Genomic DNA, 21,583 nt, shown 5'->3' on the forward strand with positions numbered 1-21,583 from the left:
CTCACTTGATGCTGTCGCGGGGGACCCGTGTCGTGGGCCCGTGCGAGTTCTTGATGAAGAACGCGCCGATGATGCCCATGAACGCCACGATGCCCGCCACGAGGAACGAGGTGTTCGCCCCGTGGACCAGGCCTGCGGCGCCATACACCTCCGGGTCGCGTGCGGTGCCGACCATGACGGTGACGAGCACCGCGGTTCCCACGGAGGCCGCGATCTGTCGCATCGTGTTGTTGAGTGCGGTGCCGTGGGGGATGAGCCGGGGCGGCAGCTGGTTGAGGGCCGCCGTCGTCACCGGCATGATGACCATCGCCGTGCCCAGCATGCGCACCGTGTTCACCGCCGCGATGTAGAAGAACGTCGTGTCGACGGTGAGGATGGACAGCATGAACGTGGCCACGGTCAGCAGCGTGAAGCCGATGACTGCCAGCCACTTCGCGCCGACCGCGTCGAACACCCGCCCGGTGATCGGCGACATGACACCCATGAGGACTGCACCCGGAAGCAGTGCCAACCCCGATTCCATCGCGGTGAAGTCGCTCATGTTCTGCATGAACATCGGAATGATGAGCATCCCGCCGATCATGGCGACGAACACGAGCATGCCCAGCAGGGTGTTGAGGGTGAACATCGGGTACTTGAGCACGCGCAGCTCGAGGATCGGCTGCTCGAGCTTCAGCTGGCGGAAGATGAACCACACGAGCGTGACGGTGCCGACTGCCAGGGGGACCAGGACCGAGGCGCTGGTCCAGCCGTAGTCACCGGCACCTCCGAAGCCGAACAGCAGGCCACCGAAACCGAACGACGACAGGATGATCGACAGGACGTCCAGTCGGGGGTGCGTCTGCTCGGTGACGTTGCGGAGGACGAAGTACGCGAACACCATCGCGATGGCAGCGATCGGCAGCATCATGAAGAACAGCGTCTCCCACGGGAAGTGGTCGACGATCCAGCCGGAGAGGCTGGGGCCGATCGCGGGGGCGAACGAGATGACCAGTCCGAACGTTCCCATCGCCGTACCGCGCTGGTGCACGGGGAAGATGGCGAACAGGATCGTCTGCATGAGCGGGATGATGAGCCCGCCACTCGTCGCCTGGACGACGCGGCCCGCGAGGAGCATGGGGTAGATCGGTGCGAACGCGCAGATCAGCGTTCCGGCGATGAAGAGCCCCATCGCCGTGAGGAAGAGACCGCGCGTGGTGAACTTCTGGATGAGGAACGCGGTCACGGGGATCATGATGCCGTTGACCAGCATGAAGATCGTCGTCACCCACTGGGCTTCGCTGGCCGTGATGCCGAAGTCCAGCATGAAGGCGGGAAGTGCCGTGTTGAGGAGTGTCTGGTTGAGGATGATGACGAACGCGCCGGACAGGAGCACGGCCATGAGCACGGTCCTGTTCACCGGCAGACGGTCGCCTGCGCCTGTGGAGGGGGATTCACTCATCGGTCGCACCCGCCTTCCTCGGCCGGCGAGACCGATGCAGAGGCCGACGAGGGTGCGCAGGCGAGGAGCCCCTGTTCGAGCATGTCGAAGGCTCGGAGGAGCATGTCGCTCAGCTTCTCCTCGTCGCTTGCCGCCCATCGCAGGACCGTGAGTCGCAGGGCGGTCCCCGCGACCCCGGCGACCAGGGAGGGGCGCATGTCCGTGCTCGCGTCGACGCCCAGTCTCAGGGCGACAGCATCGCTCACGGACTGCTCCATGAGGACCTGCTGGTGGAGCTGTCGCGCCACGAGGGTGGGATGCTGATGCACGAGTTTCTGACGGGCGAGTGTCCGGTCGCGATCCGTGTTCATGAGGGAGAAGATGTCGTTCTCCGCGATCACCGCGCGGATGGCGTGGAGCGGGGACTCCTCAGCGGGACGCGCGACGATCTGGGGGTGAAGTGCCGCGGCTGCCGCAGCGGCGTCCGTCACCAGCGCGTCCTCCTTGTGGGAGAAGTAGTTGAAGAATGTGCGCGGCGAGATCCCTGCGCCGTGGGCGATCGCCTCCACGGTGAGGGCCTCAAGGCCGTTCTCCGTCGCGAGGTCCAGTGCGACCTGGCGGATCGTACGGCGGGTGTCCAGCTTCTTGCGTTCGCGCAGACCGATGTCTGCTGTCAGGTTGTTCGAAGTCATTGCTTGTTACATTAACTGCATAATTGCATGTTGTGCAATGTTGAGGTGCGGGATGTGAGTGTGTGAATGGCAACAGCCACAATGGGACCGTGACTGCCGCGACCCGACCCTCCCCGCATCGACTCGACCACGCCCTTGCAGGGCTGTCGCCCGGGTACTTCGCGCTCGTCATGGCCACGGGGATCGTCGGCATCGGCCTCGACGCGGTGGGTGTGGTGTGGGCGGCGGCGCTGCTCAAGGTGATCGCACTCGTGGCGTACGTGGTGCTGGCGGTGCTCTACATCGTCCGCTGGTTCCGCCACCGCGCACAGGTGAGGCATGACCTGCGCGATCCGGAGAGGACCTTCGGCTACTTCACGATCGTCGCGGGTACCGGCGTGCTCGCGACCGGCCTGCTGGGGACGCGGTTCGAGCAGGTGTCCATCGGCCTGGTGGTCGTGGCCGCCGCGATCTGGATCGTGCTGGGCTACGTCCTGCCGTGGCAGGTGCTCATGAGCCGCGACGGGGAGCCGATCCTCGCACGCACGAACGGCACGTGGTTCGTCTGGTCGGTCGCCTCGCAGTCGGTGGCCGTCGCGCTCGCCGGGATCCTGCCGCTCGTCCCGCAGTTCTCGCACCTCATCGGGATCCTCACGGTGATGACGTGGTCCGTCGGCACGCTGCTCTACGCCGGTATCGCCGTGCTCGTGACCCTGCGCTTCGTCCACCACGGGGTGACGCCGCAGCAGTTCGAGCCGCCGTACTGGGTGGCGATGGGTGCGCTTGCGATCTCCGTCGTCGCCGGGACGGGCATCGTGGACATGCCGTCGACGCCGATGATCGACGCCTCCCGCTCGCTCATCGGCTCCACAGTCGTGATCTTCTGGTGCTTCGCCGCATGGCTCATCCCGATGTTCGCGGGCGCCGGCATCTGGCGGCACGTGGTCCACCGGGTGCCGCTGCGCTACACACCGGCCCTGTGGTCGATGGTCTTCCCGCTGGGGATGTTCGCGGTCGCCTCGATCCGGCTGGGCCGTGTCGACCGCATCCCCGCGCTCGAGGTCGCAGGCACCGTCTTCCTGGGCGTCGCCGTGCTCGCCTGGCTGCTGGTGGCAGTGGGGTTCGGCGTGAACCTCGTGCGCGGAGAGCGTCCGCTCGTCACACAGGAGGATGCTGATGTTCGATCGTGAGCGACTGATCTCGGCACACGACAGGAAGCAGCGACGCAGTGGCATCAAGCTCATCGTCGTGTCAGGACTGTTCGTCGTGGCCGGTCTGATCCTGTTCGTAGGGACCGGGGAGCCCGTGGGGCTCGTGGCGCTGCTGTTCTTCGGCGGCTGCCTGCTGGTCGGGGTCCACCTCGTCATGGGGGAGGATCGACTGGCCGGGCGGGCCCTCCTCGTCATCGCCGCCTTCATCGCTGCGGCGGGCTGCGCCAGTGGAGCGGTGTATTCCTCGCTGGGCTTCCAGATCGGACGGTCCTGGCAGACCGCGGAGTACATCGTCCCCGTCATGATCGTCGCCGCGATGCTGTTCGGGGGAGCTGGAATCGTCTCACTGGTGCAGCTGGTGCGGTTCCGGGGGCCGAACGACGGCGGCAAGAGGCGATCACGGTAAGCCGTGCACCACAATGGGCGTATGACCTCGACGAGCCCTCTTGCTGATGTCCCGGCGAAGCCCCACGCAGTCTGGGAAGACCTCTTCGGCATGGCGACGGGGGTGATCCTCGTGTCCCTGGGATTGCACGCGCTGGGGATCGCCCGCCTGGTGACCGGTGGAACAGCCGGGCTGTCGCTGCTGCTGGCGCAGGGCACCGGGGTGGGCTTCGGCCTGCTCTTCCTGCTGGTGAACCTGCCGTTCTTCATCCTGGCGATCCGGCGGAAGGGCTGGGTGTTCTCCGCGAAGTCGGCGGTGTCGATCGTCGCGGTGTCCGCGCTCGCCTCCCTCCACGAGCACTTCCTGCCCACCCTCCCGCTGCTCGAGGACGCCGCGGGAGGCGTCTATGCCGCGATCCTGGGCAATCTGCTCGCCGGCACGGGACTGCTCATCCTGTTCCGCCACGGGTCGTCACTGGGCGGGTTCAACATCGTCGCGCTCATCGCGCAGGAGCAGTTCGGGTGGCGTGCCGGCTACGTCCAGATGGTGCTCGACCTCTGCGTGGTCCTGGGCGCCCTGTTCGTCGTGCCGGTCTCCCACGTGCTCATCTCCGCGCTGGGGGCGGCGCTGCTCAACGTCGTCCTCGTGCTCAACCACAAGCCGGGCCGCTACACGGGGTACTGACCGCTGCGCCGGGGTGCTGAGCGCTGATCGGTTGCTGAGCGGCTCACCTTCAGAGGTGGGCTCACCTCAGAGGTGGACGGTCACGTCCGCCTCTTCGCGCAGCTCGGTCGCGAGGCTGTCGGTCGCCTCTGCTTCCTTCTGTCCGGTGACCTGCTCCTCGAGCTGGGGCTTGACGTCCTCGAGCGGCGGCATCTCCTGCGCGGCCTGTTCGCCCTCCTGGGGCTGCTGGGCGCTCATCTGCTCCTGCTGGGACTTCGCCTGGTCGTAGGCCTCCTGCAGTTCGTCATCGCTCGCCTCGAACGGGCCGGCCTCGTCCTCGACAAGCTTGGCCACCGTCTCCTGCGATGCGACCTGGGTGCGGACCTCGTCCTCCGGCATGCCCTGCTCTTCCATCGCGGCGAGGAAGTCCTCCGGGCTCATCTGGTTCGTCTCCGCGGTCTCCGCCAGCGCGTCCTCGACGTCTGCATCGGACACCTCGATGCCGCGGTCAGAGGCTTCCTGCTCGAGCAGCTCGACACCGATCAGGCTCTCCACCGTGTCGTTCTTCAGCTGGTCCTGGTCGACTTCCTGACCGGTCTGCTGCGACTGCATCGCCATCTGCTGGAACTGGCTCTCGTAGACGCCCGTGAACTCGTCCTTCGTGATCTCCGTGCCGTTGACCTCCGCGACGACGTCCGGGACGCCTTCGAGGTCGGGATCCTGCGCCGAGGCCTCCTCACCGCCTGCTGCCGGGTCCTCTCCCTGCGCGGCCGAGTCCTGCGCGTCAGGGGCCTCCTCCGGTGCGCCGGAGCCGCCGCACGCGCCCAAGGCGAAGGCGATCCCCGCCGCACCGATTGCGATTCCCATGGTTCTGAACTGCACGAAGTCTCCTGACTGATCGTCTGCGGCCCCGGTCGAGAATGAGCGGGTGCTGGTCGCTGTCCGGCAGTCGAGGCTAGTCGCCCCGGCTGACCGGGCGGGGTGCTCCCACTGGGTGCGGGCTGAACCGTACGAAAGGAGGGGTGGGGGAAGGGTGCTGGAAAGAGGAGGGCAGGAGGAAAGGAGAGGCCGGAAGAAGGGAGGGGCCGGAGGGAAGGAGGAGTGGACGAGTGGAGGGGGCAGTGCGGGACGGTTGTGTCCGTGCCGTCTGGGAGAGTTCGTTTATGGAAACGAACACGCCATCCGCAGAAGCGGAGAACATCGTCCGACTGGCCGCGCGCACGATCCTCACTCCTGATGTGGGGGAGTGCCTGGTCTGCTACGTCGACCGGCAGCTGCGCGCATTCGGGTGCGACGGCACACACCGGTTCGCGCAGCAGTACCGGGAGGCATCGGCACCCCGATCGACCGCACTCGTCAAACGGCTCGCGCGTGTGGGGGCGTGCTGCTGTGACTGCGAGATCTTCCTCAATGCCTGCGAGCCCGCATTCGCACTGTGGACGGAGGATCGCTGGGTCGACGATCCGGAGCAGGGGGAGGTGTTCGTCGAATCGCAGCCGCCGGCGGTCATGCCCGCCTGCGCAGGGGTGCCGCGCGGTGCCGTGGACCCGTGTCGCAACTGGGCGCGGGCCGCGAAGTGGTGAGGCGGTTCGTGACGTGAGCGCGAAGTGGTGAGGAGCCTCGTGAGGTGAAGAGGCCCCGCGAAGTGAGGGAGAAGTATTCCGCTGAGCCCGTGCGAACCGTACTCTTATCCTATGAATGAGAGCCTCGCCACATACATCGCCCTCCCCGGCACCACGGCTGAAGCCTTCGAGCACTGGCATGACGTTCTGGGTGGCGAATTGGACATCACCCGGTACGGCGATGTCCCCATGGCGGGCATGCCGTTCGAGCCCGCCCCGGGCGCCGTCGCCCACGTGACGCTGTCGACACCCGCGGGTGAGATCGCCGGGGGTGACGCGATGGACGACGGGAGCGACTACCCGATCCGCGGCACCGCGTACTCACTGCTCTACACCGCATCCACACCGGAGCGTGCACGGGAGATCATCAAGGCGTTCACGGACGGCGGCGGTGAGGCGACGATGCCGTTCGAGAAGGCGCCGTGGGGTGAATGGTACGGGCAGGTGTTCGATCGGTACGGCGTGATGTGGGCGCTGAGCGTCAGCAGCGATCAGGACTGATCGTCACGTGAGGGTCGATCGTCACGCACGGGCTGACCGTCACGTGCGGGCTGACCGTCACGCGTGGACTGATCCGTACGTGCGGGCTGGGCGGCGAGCGCACTGTCGATCGCGTGGTTGCTGAGTCTGCGCACCACGATCAGAAGCGCGCACAGCATGCCGGTCGCGGTCAAGAGGAACACGGAGCGCAGCGCCCATTCGCGCCCCACGAACGGCTCCATGGCAGCGACGACCAGTCCGCCCGTCAAGGAGCCGACTGCGATCGTCCCCCACCCGAACAGCCGGTAGACGGAGTTCACGCGGCCCAGCAGGTGATCCGGGATGATGCGCTGGCGGAACGACACCGTGACGATGTTCCACACGACGACGAAGAACCCTTCGACGGCCCCGGCCGTCCACACGACCGCCGCATGGGAACTCAACGCGATGACGAGCGTCGCCACCACCATCCCGGACACGCTCAGCGACAGCGCCGTGCCTGGGCGCAGTCGCTCCGTCACGCGGTCGCCCACGAGTGATGCGATGACTGCGCCGACGGCCATGCCGGTGAGCATCAGCCCGAACTGCCAACCCGCGAACAGTCCCAGCACGTCTTGGACGAAGAGCACGAAGACGGCCGACGTGAGCGCTCCCAGCATGTTCATCGCCCCGAGCGTCAGAGCGAGATCGCGCAGGACCCGGTGAGACCACAGCCACCGGAAACCCTCCACGATGTCTGCGGACCAGGACGCTGAGTGTGCGTGAGCAGCGTGACCGGCTTGAGCGCCGTGAGCGGTCTGAGGAGTGTGAGCGCTCTGACCATTGGGGCCGCACGCAACGTTCCGTGGACTCGTCCGTGACGGGGTCGTCGTCCGCGCAATGCTCGCGACGAGCACCGCAGCGATCGCCAGCAGCCCGGCGTTCACCCCGAACGGCACCGCGGCCGCCACACCGATGAGTGCTCCGGCCACAGGTGGCCCGAGGAAGCTGTTCGTCACGGTCTCCACACCCCAGAGGCGTCCATTGGCCGTCTCCAGTCGAGCATGAGGCACGATCGTGGGCAGCATGGTCTGCGCCGCATTGTCGCGGACCACCTCTGCCAGACCCAGGAGGAACGCGGCCGTGCAGAGTGCGGCGAGCACCCACCCTGAACCTGCGGCAGGGGCGGCGCCTGCGGCGATCTGCGCCGGATCGGGCAAGTCGTCCTGGACGAGGACGACCGCCGCAGTGAGTACCGTGACGAGGGCCGCGCGGACGGCGTCCATCCACGCGACGAGGCGCACGCGGTCATACCGGTCCGCCAGCACGCCCGCGTGGAGGGTGAACAGGAGCCACGGCAGGCGCGAGGCCAGCGCCACCACGGTGATGAGCACCGGATCACGGGTGAGGGATGTCGCCAGCCAGACGACCGCCACCGCCATGAGCCCGTCGCCCAGGTTGGCGGCTGCCGCGGACCCGAGCAGCCGCAGATACCGCGGGCCCAGCGGCGGACGCGGGGTGCCGGCCTGAGCGCGGGCGGCATGCTCATCCACTCCGGAGCGCTCCTCGGCACCGTCGCCGCCCCCCCGGGCTCACTCATGGCATGCCGCCGTCGCCCGTGTCCTCCGGTGCCGGCAGGGTCGTCCTGGTCGTCGCGTACAGCGCGAGCGTGAGCCCGTAGACGGTGTCACCGCTGCGCGGCTGATCCGCGAACTCGACGAGGAGCGCGTTGAGCCTCTCCTGCCATTCCGCAGCCCGCTCCGGGGAGATCCGCACATGCCGCACGTTCGCGTCCACCTCATCGACCGGCGCCACAGCGACCTCCGCCGCCGCGTCGCGCAGGATGCGTGTGGGGCGGTCGGCGGCATCGTGCACGTGCATATAGCGGAAGACACGCGCTGTGCGTCCGTAGTACTTCGCCTCGATCGCCCGGACCTTCTTCGTCCGCACGACCCTGATGAGCCCCGCGGCCTCGAGCACCTTCATGTGGTGTCCGACCGTGCCCTTGGGGCGGCCCACGGTCTGGGCGACCTCCTGCGTGGTGGCTGCCCGTTCGTTCAGGAGCGCGACGATCCGACTGCGGAGATCGTCGAACAGGGCGCGGTACTGCGCGGGTTCGGTGAGGACACGTTCGTCGTCAAGCGCGTAGTCGAGGGTGTGCCCCGGCCCGGGAGTGTGCCCCGGTTCGGGGGTGCGGGAGGGACTCGAACTGTCGGCCATAGTCAAATGGTCGAGCAATCCCGACCATTCGTCAATGGTCCGCGTCGGAGACACGGCACGTACTCTGGAGTGGACCCGACCCTGTGGAGCAAGGGGGAGTGCATGCTCACGGAGTTCGCCCGCGACCACGCCTTCACGATCGCGTGGTTCGGGCTCATGGCAGTCGTCTGGTTCGGATGGGCGCAGGAGGACCCGCCACCGCGATGGCGGTGGGCGCTGGGGGTGGGATCCGTCCTCGGTGTCGCCGTCGCAGGGGTGTTCGGCTACACGGTCGGCCTGCGCTGGAACGAGAGCTCCGCCCTGGAGGGCGTCTACGAGTGGTTCGGCGTCCTCACCCTCGCCGAAGTCGTGCTGGCCGCCGCCGGTGCCCTCATCCTGTGGAGGCGCGGGGCGTCGCGATGGTCCGCGTGGTGGGTCGCCTTCGTCGTCGCCCTGCACTTCATGCCGCTGGCGTTCCTCCTGCGCGACTGGTCACTCATCGTGCTGGGGGTGGTGCAGGTGCTCGCCCTGGCGGCCCTGATCCCGCGGCTGCAGCGGGACGAGACCGTCTCCAGCCGCCTGGTGGGCCCCGTCATGGGTGTGTCGCTGCTGCTGTTCGCCGCCGTGTCGATCGTCGTGTTCTACCGGGCAGAGGGTCTGCCGTGGTGAACACGCGCGCAGCTCAGCCTTTCTTCTCCCGGGGGACGCGTCCCATGAGGTAGAACTCCGGGTTGGGCTGCATCCCGCCGATGAGCGCCATCCTGTTCGACAGGCCGAAGAAGCCGGTGATCGCGGCGATGTCCCACGCGTCCTCGTCGTCGAAGCCGTGTGCGGCGAGCGCATCGTGGTCCGCGTCGTTCACCGCTGCCGGATCCTGACTCACCTTCATCGCGAAGTCGAGCATCGCCCGCTGCCGGGGCGTGATGTCCGCGTGGCGGTGGTCGACCGCGACCTGGTCCGCGACGTACGGGTCCTTCGCGAAGATCCGCAGGACCGCACCGTGTGCGACGACGCAGTACAGGCAGCCGTTCGCCGCCGAGGTCGCGGTCACGATCATCTCCCGGTCCGCTTTCGTGAGGTTGCCGGTCTCCTTCTCCATGAGTGCGTCGTAGTAGGCGAAGAACGCGCGGAACTCCGCGGGCCTGCGTGCGAGGCCGAGGAAGACGTTCGGCACGAAGCCGGACTTCTCCGCCACGGCGAGGATGTGTTCGCGGATGTCTTCGGGGACGTTGTCGATGTCTGCAAGGGGATAGCGCATAGGGACAGACTAGCGACCTGCGTCACAGTTCGGTGCGCTACCGTCGAAACATGCATGTTTCCGCGCCTTCCGACATCGATCTTGCGTCGCTCGTGTCCGCCCGTGACGGCGGACGCAGCATGGACGTGCACTGCCCGTTCGACAAGTCTCTGATCGGGTCCCTGCCCGTCTCGACACGGGACGACGTCGCTGCGGCGTTCGCCACGGCGCGTTCCGCTCAGGCCGAGTGGGTGCGCACGCCTATGCGGGAGCGCACCCGCATCCTCACGCGCTTCCGCGACCTCGTGCTCGACCACAACACGGAGCTCCTCACGTGGATCCAGCAGGAGACCGGCAAGTCGCGGGCGAACGCCTTCGAGGAGGTGACCGATGTCGCGCTCTGGGCGGGCCACCTCGCCCACCACGGACCCGGTGTGCTGAGGGAGCGCCGCCGTGCCGGTGCGATCCCGGTCCTCACGCGGACGCATGAGCGTCGCGTGCCCTACGGAGTGGTCGGCATCATCACGCCGTGGAACTACCCCTTCACACTCCCCGTCACGGATTCGCTGCCCGCGCTCCTGGCCGGCAACGCCGTGGTCCTCAAACCCGATGACAAGACCCCGCACACCGCTCTGCGAGCCCTGTCCCTCCTGCTGGAGGCGGGACTGCCTCCCGGTCTCCTCCAGATCGTCCTGGGCGACGGGTCCACGATCGGCGAGGAGATCGTCGAACACGCGGACCACATGGTGTTCACCGGGTCGACCGCCACCGGGCGCACCATCGCCACCCGCTGCGCGGAGCGGCTCATCGGGGTGGCCGCGGAACTGGGTGGCAAGAACCCGATGCTCGTGCTCGAGGACGCAGACACCGACCGTGCGGCGGCAGGCGCCGTGACCGCCTGCTTCTCCAACTCCGGTCAGCTCTGCATCAGCGTGGAGCGCATCTACGTCCACGACTCCCAGTGGGACGCGTTCACCTCCCGGTTCGTCGAGCACGTGCAGACGATGACCGTTCGCGCGGGCTGCACGTGGGATGCGGACATGGGCTCGCTCATCAGCGCACAGCAGCTGGAGACGGTGACGCGCCACGTGGACGACGCCGTGCAGAAGGGCGCACGGGTGCTCGCGGGAGGACGGGCCCGCCCGGACCTCGGGCCGTACGTCTTCGAGCCGACCGTGCTGACGGACGTGCAGCCGGACATGGAGCTGCATTCCGCGGAGACCTTCGGCCCCGTCGTGAGCCTCTACCGGGCCCACAGCGACGAAGAGGCGGTCGCCGCGGCGAACGACACCGACTTCGGCCTGAACGCGAGCGTCTGGTCGAAGCGGCACGGCCCTCGCGTGGCCCGGCGGCTGCACGCCGGAAGCGTGAACATCAACGAGGGCTACGCGGCGACCTGGGCGTCCCACGACGCGCCGATGGGCGGGGTGAAGGACTCCGGGATCGGCCGCCGCCACGGGATGGACGGCATCCTCGGGTACACGCAGGCGCAGACCATCGCACAGCAGAGGCTCCTGCCGATCGCCGGACCCCGCGGGCTCTCCCACGAGCGCTGGGCGTCGCTCATGCACGCCGGCGTCCGTGTCCTCAGCCGCCTGCCCTGAGACGCTGCGCACACCGCAGAGGAGGACCTGCAGGCGAGGCCCACACGTGATCGGGCCATACGTGATGATCGTGACAAACCGTTCATGAACGGTATGTGAATGCCTGCGGACGCCTCGCTGTGTGTACGCTTTCCACAAGCGGAGGGCCCGAGGTCTTCCTGCCAGTCCTCGACGGGCTGGGCACACCGGGCACCTGATGCGGAGAGTTGTTTATGAGGATCACCACCGACGCGGACATCACACACCTGATCACGCGGGCGGCCGATGCGATCGAGGATCTGGTGCGGGACACCCCGGACGCGGTCCTGGGCATCGCGACCGGATCCACCCCGGAACCGCTGTACGCGGAGATCACCGCTCGCGCCTCACGAGGGCTCGATCTCAGCAGGCTGCGGATCACCTGCCTGGACGAGTACGTGGGGCTCGATGCGCGCCATCCGCAGAGCTACCGCCACTACATCGTGCAGCACGTGCTGGAGCCGTGGGGGATCGACCCGGAGGCGACCGTCCTCCCCACCGGTGACTCGGACGACCCGGACGCGGCCGCGGCGGACTTCGAGCGCCGCATCCTCGGCCTGGGCGGGGTGGACCTGCAGATCCTGGGAGTCGGCCCGAACGGTCACATCGCGTTCAACGAACCGGGCTCCTCGTTCTCCTCGCGGACCCGTGTCGTGGGGCTGACCCCCAGCACCCGCGAAGCGAACTCACGCTTCTTCGCAGACAAGGCCGAGGTCCCATCGCGGGCGATCTCGCAGGGGATCGGCACCATCCTCGAATCCCGGCACGCGCTCATGCTCGCGTTCGGTGAGGGCAAGGCGCCCGCGGTCCGTGCGATGCTCGAGGGTCCCGCGACGGAGGACGTCCCGGCCAGCGCCCTGCAGAAGCACGCGGACGTCGACGTGTACCTGGATGACGCGGCCGCCTCACTCCTCGCGGACCGCTGACTCCTCCAGTCTCCTGCGGAGGCCGTGGAGCCCTCCGTCCATCACCCGTCTGTGTGTCCACGCGGAAGCACCCCGCGCGGCCTTCGCGATCCGGCTGCGGGTGACGACGCACCACACGATCTCGACACGGCACCCGGTGCCGTCCTCCACGGCATGCCAGTGGCCGTGACCGCGGAGGTCCCCTGCGACGTCGACGCGGGCGGCCACCGGGGGCGTGGCCCGGGTGACCGTGAGGATCAGACGGAGGTCCCGCACGAGAGGGCGATGGACCCGGAGCGCCGCGCGGGCACCCTGGGATCCGGCCCGGGCAGCCCCGTTCAGCGTCGTCGAGTCGCGGACCCCGGGCCACCACTCGTGCCAGCGGCCGATGTTCTGGAAGACCTCCCACACACGTGCGGACGGCTGGGAGAAGTGCCAGTGAGTCGCGAAGTGGAACGGCGCCGACTCACCCGGTCGCGGGACGACGTGCGTGTGGTCAGCTGACACGGACGTGGCTTCAGCCCTCGGTGACCCGCGAGTGGAGTCCGTCGAGAGCTGCCGTGAGCGATGCGACGCCGTCCGCGTCGAAGAACTCCTTGCGCAGCTGCTCGTTGAGCCCGCCCGGTGTCTCGTGCGCAGTGACGACGTCGTCGACCGGGGTGTCGGTGTCGAGGACCGCCGGCGCCAGGCCCGCGAAGAGCCCCCGCAGGAACTGTTCCGCGGCCTCCCGCGGCACTCCCTGGGATTCGGCCCAGCCGCACACGACCGCCAGGTAGTTCAGGTAGCCGGAGACCGCGCCGGTGGCGGCAGAGAACACTGCGAGCGCGTCCTCGTCCGCAACCGCCAGCGTTCCGCCCAGCCGGTCGAACAGAGAGGACGCGACAGGGTGCTCCGGAGTGATGACGGTGGCGACGGCCCGGTTCCGGATCGGCGGCATCGGGATGGCGCGGACGACCGGCACGTCGGCTCCCAGAGCGGCCCGCACCTCGGCGATGGTGACACCTGCCAGCGCACTGATGACGACATGGGAATCGCGGAGGGTGAGCGGTTCGAGGACCTCGTCCACCTGGTCCGGCAGCACCGCGACGACGAGGGTGTCCGCGGCGTCTGCGACCGCCTGATTGTCCGCGGCGACCGTGACACGGTCGGGGAACCTCTCCGTCAGGGAGGCGACATTGTCACGGCCGCGCGGGGAGAGGACCAGGGGAGGCGGGGGCGTGTCCGCCGTGGAGAGGCCTTCGACGATTGCCGTCGCGATCTCGCCCACGCCGATGAAACCGATCGTTCCTGCCGCTGTCATGAGGACTCCGTTCTCCGCGCGAATGCGCTACGTCGTGTACCGGGTGTCACACCCACACTACGCACGGCCCCTCGTCGTGGGGACGAGAGGCCGGAAGAGCTGCCGCAGGGGAGCGGCAGGCTCGCGTCGAAACGGCACGCGTCGAAACGGCACCGGGGTTCGGTGTGGCACCGGGTGACGTGTCAGCGCGTGTCTTCCGCCTGCAGGATCGAGCGTCGGAGACGTTCGGCGAGCTCCTGCGTCTTCGAGTGCTCCTCGACGGAGATAGTCGAGGAGAAGCCCGATGCGTATTCATCCAAGGCCAGGCAGATCAGATTCTTCTCGTCTGCAGTGAGGCGTGGCATGAGAGTCAACTCCATCTGACGGGATCCCACGGGATGGGTGGTACGAGGGGATCCATCGCCCTTTCAATGTATCCGCGATTCCGTCTCTTCGGTAGAGGGCTTCCAGGGATTACCCGTCAGTAACCGAAAGGTTCGCGCACGTGCGCCGCATCTCCATTCTTTCCTCGCCCGGATGTAAGCGTTGAAATCGCGGATCCCAGCGGTCGTTGCGCCAGGTGCAACCCGGTCACCTGCGCAGACGAATGATTCGAAAACATCAATGCGGCATGTTGGAATGAGCGATGAATGCCGAGGCCGACGACCTGCCGCGGTCACCCAGACTGACCGAGTGGCGGGAATCGAAGCAAAGTTTCACGCCGACATAAAGTCCAGAGCGACATCAAACAGAGTCCCAGAACGGCATCAAACCGAACATCAGGACGACATCAGAAAGCGGGTCCAGCATCCGCTGATCACAGACGGCGGATTGCTCCGATGAGAGCGTCCGCGTCTTCGGCGGTGTTGTACAGGTGGAAGCCCACGCGGACATTGCCCGCGCGCACGGTTGCGCGGATGCCCTGGTGCGCGAGCGCGGCCTCGAGCCCGGGAGCATCGAGTGCGACGATCGCGGAATCGGCGGGCTCCATGCCCGCAGCCTCCCGCACGCGGTTCGCCAGCCCTACGCAGTGCCGTTCGACCTCGTGCATGTCGAGGCCGGCGAGCCAGGGGAGGGCGATGCCGGCACCCAGCATCGCGTGCCACGCCGGGGACACGTCGAAGCGGCGGGCGTCGGCGGCCAGCAGCGGCGGGTGCGCGTACGTGTTCGACCAGGGGTCCTCCGAGGAGTACCAGCCTGCGGAGTGCGCCGTGAGCGTGGACGCGAAAGGCTCCCGCAGCGACATCCACGCCGTGCCGCGGGGCGACAGGAGCCACTTGTAGCCGGACGCCACGACCGCGTCCGCCCAGCCCAGGTCCAAGCGCTTCCATCCCGCAGACTGCGTCGCATCGATGAGGACACGCGTGTCGGACCCGCGGAGCGTCTCACGGAGCCGCTCGACGTCGAGCACATGTCCGTTCGAGGACTGGACGTTGCTCACGGCGACGAGGTCGAAGCCGCGGGCCTCCGCCTCGAGCGTGCCGGGGTCGAACTCCTCCACGGTCACGCCGCGGGCGGACTGCACGCTGAACGGGGCGGTGACGCTCGTGAACTCGCCGCGCTGCACCGCGATCCGGCCGCCGTCCGGCACGGAAGCCGCGACCAGACCCACGAGCCCCGAGGTCGTCGAACTCATCGCGACCGTGCCGGGAGCCGCACCCACCAGGGACGCGAACGCGGCGCGCGCCTCTTCGACTGCCTCACCGAACCCCGCGGTGTCCTGGGCGCCCGCACCCCAGTCGTCGAGCGCCGCGTGGAGGGCATCGAGCTGTCTGCGGAACGGCAGGCCGTACGTCGCGCTGTCGAGGAACCGCTCTGCTCCCGGGAACTGCTCACCGTAGATCTCTCGCATGCGTGGACCCTACCAATGTGCGGGGCTTCAGGCGGCAATGCGCGGGACGCCAGCCGCCCATAATGTGCAGGGCTCCAGTCGGCCCATAAGGTATCGACCTGGCCCCGCCATGGATGGGGACTGAACATTCGCTTTGTAATCGACCACGCACAGGTCTACGCTGTGAGGCAACCCACGTATCACCATCCGGACCACGGGCTCGTCGTCGAGTCCGCGGTGACGCCCCACCCGGGCCCGGATCGCACTGAGTAAGGAAACCGATGAAGAAATCGCGCGGCCTCCTCCTGGCCTCTGCCGTCAGCGCCACGGCACTCGTCCTCGCCGGCTGCTCCACCTCGACGACCGACCAGGGCGGGGGAGACGGCGAAGGCGGCGAAGCACTCGTCGTCGGCACGACCGACAAGGTCACGGTCCTCGACCCCGCGGGCTCCTACGACAACGGCTCGTTCTTCGTCATGCAGCAGGTGTTCCCCTTCCTGCTGTCGTACACGCCCGGCACCGCGGAGACGGAGCCGGACATTGCGGAGTCCGCGGACTTCACGGATCCCAGCACGTACGAAGTGAAGCTGAAGGAGGGACTCACCTTCGCGAACGGCAACGAGCTCACCGCGTCGGACGTGAAGTTCAGCTTCGAGCGCCAGCTCGAGATCGAGGACCCGAACGGCCCGTCCTCGCTGCTGGGCACGGTCGAGTCGATCGAGACGCCGGACGACCTCACCGTCCAGTTCACCCTCAACCGTGAGAACGACCAGACGTTCCCGCTCGTGCTCGCAGGACCTGCGGGACCGATCGTCGACGAGGACGTCTTCGCTGCGGACGAGGTCACGCCGGACCAGGACATCGTCGACGGCGATGCCTTCGCCGGACCGTTCGCGATAGACTCGTACTCATTCAACGAGCTCATCTCCTTCAAGGCGAACCCGGACTACGAGGGCCCGCTGGGCGCGCCCGAATCCGACTCCGTGCAGATGCGCTACTTCGCTGAGGCGAACAACATGAAGCTCGAGCTGGAGCAGGGCGGCATCGATGTCGCCTGGCGCTCGCTGTCCGCGACGGACATCGAGGACCTCGAAGGCAACGACGACCTCGCCGTCCACAAGGGCCCCGGCGGAGAGATCCGCTACGTCGTCTACAACTTCGACACGATGCCCCACGGCGCGGAATCCGATGACCCGGATGAGGACAAGGCACTGGCGATCCGTCAGGCGATGGCCGGATCCATCGACCGCGACGCGATCGCGGAGCAGGTCTACAAGGGCACCTACACCCCGCTGTACTCCTACGTTCCGGAGGGCCTGCCGGGCGCCAACGAGTCGCTCAAGGAGCTCTACGGCGACGGTGACGGAGGCGCTGACGTCGACGCCGCGAAGAAGGTGCTCGAGGACGCGGGCGTGGAGACGCCGGTCGACATCAAGCTGCAGTACAGCCCGGATCACTACGGCCCGTCCTCCGGCGACGAGTACGCGATGATCAAGAACCAGCTCGAAGCGGACGACCTCTTCTCCGTCGACCTGCAGTCCACGGAATGGGTCCAGTACGCGAAGGACCGCACGGAGGACGTCTACCCGGCCTACCAGCTGGGCTGGTTCCCGGACTACTCGGATGCGGACAACTACCTCGTGCCGTTCTTCTACGACACGGATGAGAGCTCCTCGTTCCTCGCGAACCACTTCCGCGACGAGGACATCAACAAGCAGCTCTCAGAGCAGGGGTCGATGACGGACGAGGACGAGCGCGCAGACGCGATCTCCGACATCCAGAGCGACCTCGCGGAGCAGCTGCCGACGCTGCCGTACCTTCAGGGTGCGCAGATCGCGGTGTCCGGCAAGGACGTCACGGGTGTCGACGACACGCTCGACCCGTCGTTCCAGTTCCGCCTCGCCCTCCTGGGCAAGTGACGGTACGTACGGCCTGACTGTCAACAGGAGGGCGGGCGCGTGTGCGCCCGCCCTCCTGCCGTGACCCACAGCGAACGAATGCGAAATCATGGTTGCAAGCGTTGAGAACCCAGTTCTCGCCGAGGACCCGGGCAAACCGCTCAAGAAGCAGCGGTCCGCGGGTTCCGGCCTGGGACGATACATCGTCGTCCGATTCCTCCTCATCATCCCGACCGTCTGGATTCTCACCACCCTGGTGTTCTTCCTCATGCGGATCACGGGTGACCCGATCACGGCCGCGCTGGGCGGGCGCCTGACGAAGGCGCAGCTGCAGGAGCGGATCGAGGCCGCCGGCTACGACCGGCCGCTCATCATCCAGTACTTCGAGTACCTGGGCGGTCTGCTGAAGGGTGACTTCGGGACGACGGTGTCGGACAACCGCGCGGTGTCCGAGGTCGTCCTCCAGTACGGTGCGGCGACGGTGGAGCTGGTCTTCTTCGCGCTCATCGTGGCGTTCGTCGTGGGCATCCCGCTGGGCATGCTCGCCGCCTACCACCGGGACCGGTGGCCGGATGCGGCGCTGCGCGTCTTCGCGATCCTCTGCTACGCCACGCCCGTGTTCTTCGCGGGCCTCCTCCTCAAGCTGGTGTTCGGCGTGCTCATCCCGCTGTTCCCCGCGTCCGGTCGCGCCTCCGGCAGCACGGAGCTGCTCATGTCCGGTGTCGTCGCCCCCACGCGGATCTACATCATCGACACTCTGCGGATCGGGAACATGGACGCGTTCACGAACGTCCTGTCCCACGCCGTGCTCCCGGCGATCGCGCTGGGTCTGCTCACGGCGGGTGTGTTCCTCCGCCTGGTCCGGACGAACCTCATCGGCACGTTGGGCCAGCAGTACGTCGAATCGGGCCGCTCCCGCGGCGTGAGCGAGTTCCGACTGGTCACCAGCCACGCTTGGCGCCCGGCTCTCATCCCCGTCATCACCGTCATGGGCATGCAGATCGCCATGATGCTGGCGGGCGCCGTCCTCACGGAGACGACGTTCGAGTGGAAGGGGCTGGGCTTCCAGCTCGTCCAGTACCTGCTCAAGCGCGACTTCGTCGCGGTGCAGGGCATCGTCGTGGTGCTCGCGGTCATCGTCGCGCTCACCAACTTCCTCGTCGACGTGATCGCGGCCCTCATCGACCCCCGAGTGAGGTACTGATGGACACCCTCAAGCGCCTCCCCATCATCAGTCACCTGCGCCAGGCCGTGGGCCTGCAGCGCGGGATGCTCATCGCCGGTCTCGTCATCTGCGTGATCGTGCTGCTGGCAGCAGCGCTGGCCCCGCTCATCGCCCCCTACGGGTACGCGCAGATGGCGTACGAGGAGGGCGGCCGGTTCGGCGCTCAGCAGGCCCCCAACGCGGACCACCTGTGGGGGACGACGGTGGGCGGCTACGATGTGTTCTCCCGCGTCGTCTGGGGCTCCCGCACCGCGGTGAGCGTCATCGTCGTCGCTGTGATCCTCTCCCTGTTCGCCGGTGTGGCACTGGGCCTGATCTCCGGGTACATCGGCGGCTGGCTGGACCGCGTGCTGGTCGTCGTCGCGGACGCGGTCTACGCGTTCCCCTCGCTGCTGCTGGCGATCGTCATGGCGATCGTCATCTCCGGTGGGCAGTCCAGCGCGTGGGGCGGCATCCTCGCCGCCGCGTTCTCCATCACCGTCGTCTTCATCCCCCAGTACTTCCGGGTGGTGCGGGCGGAGACGGTGCGCCTCAAGGCGGAGCCGTTCGTCGAATCGGCGATCGTGCTGGGCGCGTCCCGCACCCGCATCATCACGAAGCACGTGTTCCGCAACGCGACCCGCACGCTGCCGCTCATCTTCACGCTCAACGCGTCGGAGGCGATCCTCACGCTCGCGGGCCTGGGCTTCCTGGGCTTCGGCATCGAACCGTCGTCCGCGGCGGAATGGGGCTACGACCTCAACAAGTCCCTCGCGGATGTCACGAGCGGCATCTGGTGGACCAGCGTGTTCCCCGGCATCGCGATCGTCGTGACGGTGCTGGGCATCACGCTCGTCGGTGAGTCGATGAACGACCTCAACGATCCGCGACTGCGGCTGCGCCGCAAGGCGGGGTCGAAGACTGCCACCGCCACCGGGAAGACCGCCGCGGCCACCACCTCGGCAGCCGGAGCCACCACGGGCACCGCGACCACGACCTCGGCGCCGGACCCCGGATCGAGCTCGGCCACCCGACCCACCCCCTCGCAGGAGGACCAGTCATGAGCGATCGACCCATCCTCAGCATCGAGGGTCTCGACGTCAAGTTCGCCACGGACTCCGGTGACGTCCACGCGGTCAAGGAGCTGACCCTCGAGGTCTCCCGCGGCGAGGTGCTCGCGATCGTGGGCGAATCCGGTTCCGGCAAGTCCGTCACCGCCCGCAGCGTCCTGGGTCTCCTGCCGGAGACCGCCGTGACGAACGGTGCCGTGGTTCTGCAGGGCCGCGATGTGCTCGCGGCGTCGAAGACGCAGCTGCGGAAGCTGCGCGGCGCGGACGTGTCGATGGTGTTCCAGGAGCCGTCGACCGCGCTCAACCCGGTCTTCACGATCGGGTGGCAGATCGCGGAAGGGCTGCGCGCGCACAACCCGAAGCTCACCAAGAAGGAGATCCGCTCCCGAGTCGTCCAGGCCCTCGAGGACGTCGGCATCCCCGACGCGGCGGATCGGTACGACTACTACCCGCACCAGTTCTCCGGCGGTCAGAAGCAGCGCATCGTCATCGCGATGGCGCTGGCACTGGGCGCGGACGTCATCGTCGCGGACGAGCCGACGACCGCACTCGATGTCACTGTGCAGGCGGAGATCCTCGACCTGCTGCGGCACCTGCGCGACGAGCGGGGCACGGCGATCGTGCTCATCACCCACAACATGGGTGTCGTCGCGGACCTGGCGGACCGGGTGGCCGTCATGTACCGCGGTGACCTCGTGGAGACCGCGAGCGTGAAGGACCTGTTCGCCGCCCCCAAGGATCCGTACACCCAGGCGCTGCTGGCCGCGGTCCCACGCCTGGGCGTCGACTCCCGTGCAGCCTTCGCCGCCGCCGAGGCCCCCACCCCACCCGCAGCCGACGCACCTGCGTCGCCGACTGCGGAGGAACCGGCGGGGGAGGCCCTCGTCATCGCCCGAGGACTGGAGATCGTCTACCCGGGCGGCATCGGCAAGCCGGACTTCACCGCAGTCGCCGGGGTGGACTTCACGGTCCGCAAGGGCGAGGTGTTCGGCCTGGTGGGCGAATCGGGTTCCGGCAAGACGACGATCGGCCGCGCCATCGCGGGGCTGACGACAGCCACCGGCGGGTCGTTGAGCGTCCTGGGCCACGAGATGGTCGGGATGAAGGAGAAGGCGTTCAAGCCGCTGCGCAAGCGGATCGGCTTCGTCTTCCAGGACCCGGCGGCATCATTCAACCCCCAGATGACGATCGGGCAGTGTGTCGCGGAGCCGTTCGCGGTGCACCGGCCCCAGATGAGTGAAGCGGACCGGCGGAAGCAGGTGCTGTCCCTCCTGGACGCCGTCCAGCTGCCCACCGAGTACGCGGACCGCTACCCGCACGAACTGTCCGGCGGCCAGCGTCAGCGTGCGTCGCTGGCGCGGGGCATCGCCCTGGAACCGGAGCTGCTCATCGCGGACGAGCCGACCTCCGCCCTGGACGTGTCCGTGCAGGCGAAGGTGCTGGACCTGTTCCGCGAGCTGCAGACGCGTCTGGGCTTCGCGGCGGTGTTCATCAGCCACGACCTGGCCGTGGTCGACATGCTGTCGGACCGGATCGGCGTCCTCTTCCACGGGGAGCTGCTGGAGAACGGCACCGGCGAACAGGTGCTGACCCGCCCGGACCACGACTACACCCGCAGGCTCATCGCGTCCCTGCCCGTGCCGGACCCGGTCGAACAGGCCGAACGCCGCAAGGAGGCCGCGCGCCTGCGGGCCGCACTGTAGTTCGGGGCGGCGCTGTAGGTCAGGGCCGGCGGGTTCGGACCTCTTGGGCACGACACACCGCTTGGGCACGACACACTGCCTTCTGGTTCGAGACACCGCCGCAGACAGCGGTGTGGAGTCTCACGACATAGTTGACAGTTGAGTCTCAAGACATAGTTGACAGTTGAGTCTCAAGACATAGTTGACACTTCGGAATCTGGTGGG

At 67.8% G+C, this 21,583-nt stretch carries 22 protein-coding genes; 12 read left to right on the forward strand and 10 right to left on the reverse strand.

Annotated features, from left to right (window positions below; translation table 11 throughout):
* Position 1 precedes the first annotated feature (1 nt).
* Complete coding sequence (locus JFC09_RS14530; RefSeq protein WP_198394752.1) at positions 2–1,441, reverse strand: MDR family MFS transporter; 1,440 nt, start codon at positions 1,439–1,441, stop codon at positions 2–4.
* Entirely contained in the window at positions 1,438–2,112 is a 675-nt protein-coding gene (locus tag JFC09_RS14535) for a TetR/AcrR family transcriptional regulator (RefSeq protein ID WP_198394753.1), read from the reverse strand. The genes JFC09_RS14530 and JFC09_RS14535 overlap by 4 nt, the downstream gene beginning before the upstream one ends.
* Positions 2,113–2,201: 89 nt before the next feature.
* On the opposite strand from JFC09_RS14535, the gene JFC09_RS14540 reads away from it, so the two are divergent.
* From JFC09_RS14540 to JFC09_RS14550, 3 genes are read left to right on the forward strand one after another with little or no spacing between them, the layout of a single operon-like run.
* A complete protein-coding gene (locus tag JFC09_RS14540) occupies positions 2,202–3,281 on the forward strand; it encodes a tellurite resistance/C4-dicarboxylate transporter family protein (RefSeq protein ID WP_332839785.1) in 1,080 nt (359 codons plus the stop codon).
* Positions 3,268–3,708: a hypothetical protein gene (locus JFC09_RS14545; protein WP_198394754.1), complete on the forward strand. Its 441-nt coding sequence runs from the start codon at positions 3,268–3,270 to the stop codon at positions 3,706–3,708. The genes JFC09_RS14540 and JFC09_RS14545 overlap by 14 nt, the downstream gene beginning before the upstream one ends.
* 21 nt (positions 3,709–3,729) lie before the next feature.
* Positions 3,730–4,371, forward strand: coding sequence for a YitT family protein (locus JFC09_RS14550; RefSeq protein WP_198394755.1), 642 nt, complete (start codon positions 3,730–3,732; stop codon positions 4,369–4,371).
* A 66-nt stretch (positions 4,372–4,437) separates the two neighbouring features.
* On the opposite strand, the gene JFC09_RS14555 is transcribed toward JFC09_RS14550, so the two are convergent.
* Complete coding sequence (locus JFC09_RS14555) at positions 4,438–5,217, reverse strand: SurA N-terminal domain-containing protein (protein ID WP_198394756.1); 780 nt, start codon at positions 5,215–5,217, stop codon at positions 4,438–4,440.
* A gap of 296 nt (positions 5,218–5,513) precedes the next feature.
* Between JFC09_RS14555 and JFC09_RS14560 the strand changes: the two genes are divergently transcribed.
* Both JFC09_RS14560 and JFC09_RS14565 read left to right on the forward strand, forming a co-directional pair.
* Entirely contained in the window at positions 5,514–5,933 is a 420-nt protein-coding gene (locus JFC09_RS14560; RefSeq protein ID WP_198394757.1) for a DUF2695 domain-containing protein, read from the forward strand.
* A gap of 111 nt (positions 5,934–6,044) precedes the next feature.
* Positions 6,045–6,473, forward strand: a complete 429-nt coding sequence (locus JFC09_RS14565) for a VOC family protein (protein ID WP_198394758.1) — start codon at positions 6,045–6,047, stop codon at positions 6,471–6,473.
* Here the strand turns inward: JFC09_RS14565 and JFC09_RS14570 are convergent.
* Both JFC09_RS14570 and JFC09_RS14575 read right to left on the reverse strand, forming a co-directional pair.
* Positions 6,464–7,984, reverse strand: coding sequence for an MFS transporter (locus tag JFC09_RS14570; RefSeq protein WP_198394759.1), 1,521 nt, complete (start codon positions 7,982–7,984; stop codon positions 6,464–6,466). The genes JFC09_RS14565 and JFC09_RS14570 overlap by 10 nt on opposite strands.
* Positions 7,985–8,027: 43 nt before the next feature.
* Positions 8,028–8,651 (reverse strand): ArsR/SmtB family transcription factor, encoded by a 624-nt coding sequence (locus JFC09_RS14575; protein ID WP_198394760.1) that lies wholly within the window; start codon positions 8,649–8,651, stop codon positions 8,028–8,030.
* A gap of 102 nt (positions 8,652–8,753) precedes the next feature.
* Here JFC09_RS14575 and JFC09_RS14580 point away from each other — a divergent pair, with 102 nt between their 5' ends.
* On the forward strand, positions 8,754–9,299 hold the full coding sequence (locus JFC09_RS14580; protein WP_198394761.1) for a hypothetical protein: 546 nt from the start codon (positions 8,754–8,756) through the stop codon (positions 9,297–9,299).
* 13 nt (positions 9,300–9,312) lie between these two features.
* Here JFC09_RS14580 and JFC09_RS14585 read toward each other — a convergent pair whose 3' ends face one another.
* On the reverse strand, positions 9,313–9,888 hold the full coding sequence (locus JFC09_RS14585) for a peroxidase-related enzyme (protein ID WP_198394762.1): 576 nt from the start codon (positions 9,886–9,888) through the stop codon (positions 9,313–9,315).
* Between the two features lie 50 nt (positions 9,889–9,938).
* Here JFC09_RS14585 and JFC09_RS14590 point away from each other — a divergent pair, with 50 nt between their 5' ends.
* Entirely contained in the window at positions 9,939–11,471 is a 1,533-nt protein-coding gene (locus JFC09_RS14590; RefSeq protein ID WP_198394763.1) for a succinic semialdehyde dehydrogenase, read from the forward strand.
* A gap of 212 nt (positions 11,472–11,683) precedes the next feature.
* Complete coding sequence (locus JFC09_RS14595) at positions 11,684–12,415, forward strand: glucosamine-6-phosphate deaminase (protein WP_198394764.1); 732 nt, start codon at positions 11,684–11,686, stop codon at positions 12,413–12,415.
* Here JFC09_RS14595 and JFC09_RS14600 read toward each other — a convergent pair.
* From JFC09_RS14600 to JFC09_RS14615, 4 genes are all read right to left on the reverse strand, one after another.
* Complete coding sequence (locus JFC09_RS14600; protein WP_198394765.1) at positions 12,395–12,901, reverse strand: SRPBCC family protein; 507 nt, start codon at positions 12,899–12,901, stop codon at positions 12,395–12,397. The genes JFC09_RS14595 and JFC09_RS14600 overlap by 21 nt on opposite strands.
* Before the next feature lie 10 nt (positions 12,902–12,911).
* Positions 12,912–13,694, reverse strand: a complete 783-nt coding sequence (locus JFC09_RS14605) for an NAD(P)-binding domain-containing protein (protein ID WP_198394766.1) — start codon at positions 13,692–13,694, stop codon at positions 12,912–12,914.
* 182 nt (positions 13,695–13,876) lie between these two features.
* Positions 13,877–14,038, reverse strand: coding sequence for a hypothetical protein (locus JFC09_RS14610; protein WP_198394767.1), 162 nt, complete (start codon positions 14,036–14,038; stop codon positions 13,877–13,879).
* Positions 14,039–14,490: 452 nt separating this feature from the next.
* Positions 14,491–15,525 carry an aminotransferase class V-fold PLP-dependent enzyme gene (locus tag JFC09_RS14615; protein ID WP_198394768.1) on the reverse strand — a complete coding sequence of 345 codons (1,035 nt, stop codon included), beginning with the start codon at positions 15,523–15,525 and terminating at the stop codon, positions 14,491–14,493.
* A 260-nt stretch (positions 15,526–15,785) separates the two neighbouring features.
* Between JFC09_RS14615 and JFC09_RS14620 the strand changes: the two genes are divergently transcribed.
* The 4 genes from JFC09_RS14620 (at position 15,786) to JFC09_RS14635 (ending at position 21,379) form a co-directional block, all read left to right on the forward strand.
* On the forward strand, positions 15,786–17,423 hold the full coding sequence (locus tag JFC09_RS14620; RefSeq protein WP_198394769.1) for an ABC transporter substrate-binding protein: 1,638 nt from the start codon (positions 15,786–15,788) through the stop codon (positions 17,421–17,423).
* Positions 17,424–17,511: 88 nt separating this feature from the next.
* On the forward strand, positions 17,512–18,606 hold the full coding sequence (locus JFC09_RS14625) for an ABC transporter permease (RefSeq protein WP_198394770.1): 1,095 nt from the start codon (positions 17,512–17,514) through the stop codon (positions 18,604–18,606).
* A complete protein-coding gene (locus JFC09_RS14630; RefSeq protein ID WP_198394771.1) occupies positions 18,606–19,670 on the forward strand; it encodes an ABC transporter permease in 1,065 nt (354 codons plus the stop codon). The genes JFC09_RS14625 and JFC09_RS14630 overlap by 1 nt, the downstream gene beginning before the upstream one ends.
* Entirely contained in the window at positions 19,667–21,379 is a 1,713-nt protein-coding gene (locus tag JFC09_RS14635) for a dipeptide ABC transporter ATP-binding protein (protein ID WP_198394772.1), read from the forward strand. Before JFC09_RS14630 ends, JFC09_RS14635 begins: the two co-directional genes overlap by 4 nt.
* The last annotated feature ends 204 nt before the right edge of the window (positions 21,380–21,583 follow it).

The organism is Brevibacterium yomogidense (assembly GCF_016107685.1).
Classification (GTDB): Bacteria; Actinomycetota; Actinomycetes; order Actinomycetales; family Brevibacteriaceae; genus Brevibacterium; species Brevibacterium yomogidense.

Coding starts and splice junctions, on each gene's coding strand:
- JFC09_RS14530 (WP_198394752.1), bottom strand. CDS start 1,441: ATGAGTGAATCCCCCTCCACAGGCGCAGGCGACCGTCTGCCGGTGAAC.
- JFC09_RS14535 (WP_198394753.1), bottom strand. CDS start 2,112: ATGACTTCGAACAACCTGACAGCAGACATCGGTCTGCGCGAACGCAAG.
- JFC09_RS14545 (WP_198394754.1), top strand. CDS start 3,268: ATGTTCGATCGTGAGCGACTGATCTCGGCACACGACAGGAAGCAGCGA.
- JFC09_RS14550 (WP_198394755.1), top strand. CDS start 3,730: ATGACCTCGACGAGCCCTCTTGCTGATGTCCCGGCGAAGCCCCACGCA.
- JFC09_RS14555 (WP_198394756.1), bottom strand. CDS start 5,217: ATGGGAATCGCAATCGGTGCGGCGGGGATCGCCTTCGCCTTGGGCGCG.
- JFC09_RS14560 (WP_198394757.1), top strand. CDS start 5,514: ATGGAAACGAACACGCCATCCGCAGAAGCGGAGAACATCGTCCGACTG.
- JFC09_RS14565 (WP_198394758.1), top strand. CDS start 6,045: ATGAATGAGAGCCTCGCCACATACATCGCCCTCCCCGGCACCACGGCT.
- JFC09_RS14575 (WP_198394760.1), bottom strand. CDS start 8,651: ATGGCCGACAGTTCGAGTCCCTCCCGCACCCCCGAACCGGGGCACACT.
- JFC09_RS14580 (WP_198394761.1), top strand. CDS start 8,754: ATGCTCACGGAGTTCGCCCGCGACCACGCCTTCACGATCGCGTGGTTC.
- JFC09_RS14585 (WP_198394762.1), bottom strand. CDS start 9,888: ATGCGCTATCCCCTTGCAGACATCGACAACGTCCCCGAAGACATCCGC.
- JFC09_RS14590 (WP_198394763.1), top strand. CDS start 9,939: ATGCATGTTTCCGCGCCTTCCGACATCGATCTTGCGTCGCTCGTGTCC.
- JFC09_RS14595 (WP_198394764.1), top strand. CDS start 11,684: ATGAGGATCACCACCGACGCGGACATCACACACCTGATCACGCGGGCG.
- JFC09_RS14605 (WP_198394766.1), bottom strand. CDS start 13,694: ATGACAGCGGCAGGAACGATCGGTTTCATCGGCGTGGGCGAGATCGCG.
- JFC09_RS14610 (WP_198394767.1), bottom strand. CDS start 14,038: ATGCCACGCCTCACTGCAGACGAGAAGAATCTGATCTGCCTGGCCTTG.
- JFC09_RS14615 (WP_198394768.1), bottom strand. CDS start 15,525: ATGCGAGAGATCTACGGTGAGCAGTTCCCGGGAGCAGAGCGGTTCCTC.
- JFC09_RS14620 (WP_198394769.1), top strand. CDS start 15,786: ATGAAGAAATCGCGCGGCCTCCTCCTGGCCTCTGCCGTCAGCGCCACG.
- JFC09_RS14625 (WP_198394770.1), top strand. CDS start 17,512: ATGGTTGCAAGCGTTGAGAACCCAGTTCTCGCCGAGGACCCGGGCAAA.
- JFC09_RS14630 (WP_198394771.1), top strand. CDS start 18,606: ATGGACACCCTCAAGCGCCTCCCCATCATCAGTCACCTGCGCCAGGCC.
- JFC09_RS14635 (WP_198394772.1), top strand. CDS start 19,667: ATGAGCGATCGACCCATCCTCAGCATCGAGGGTCTCGACGTCAAGTTC.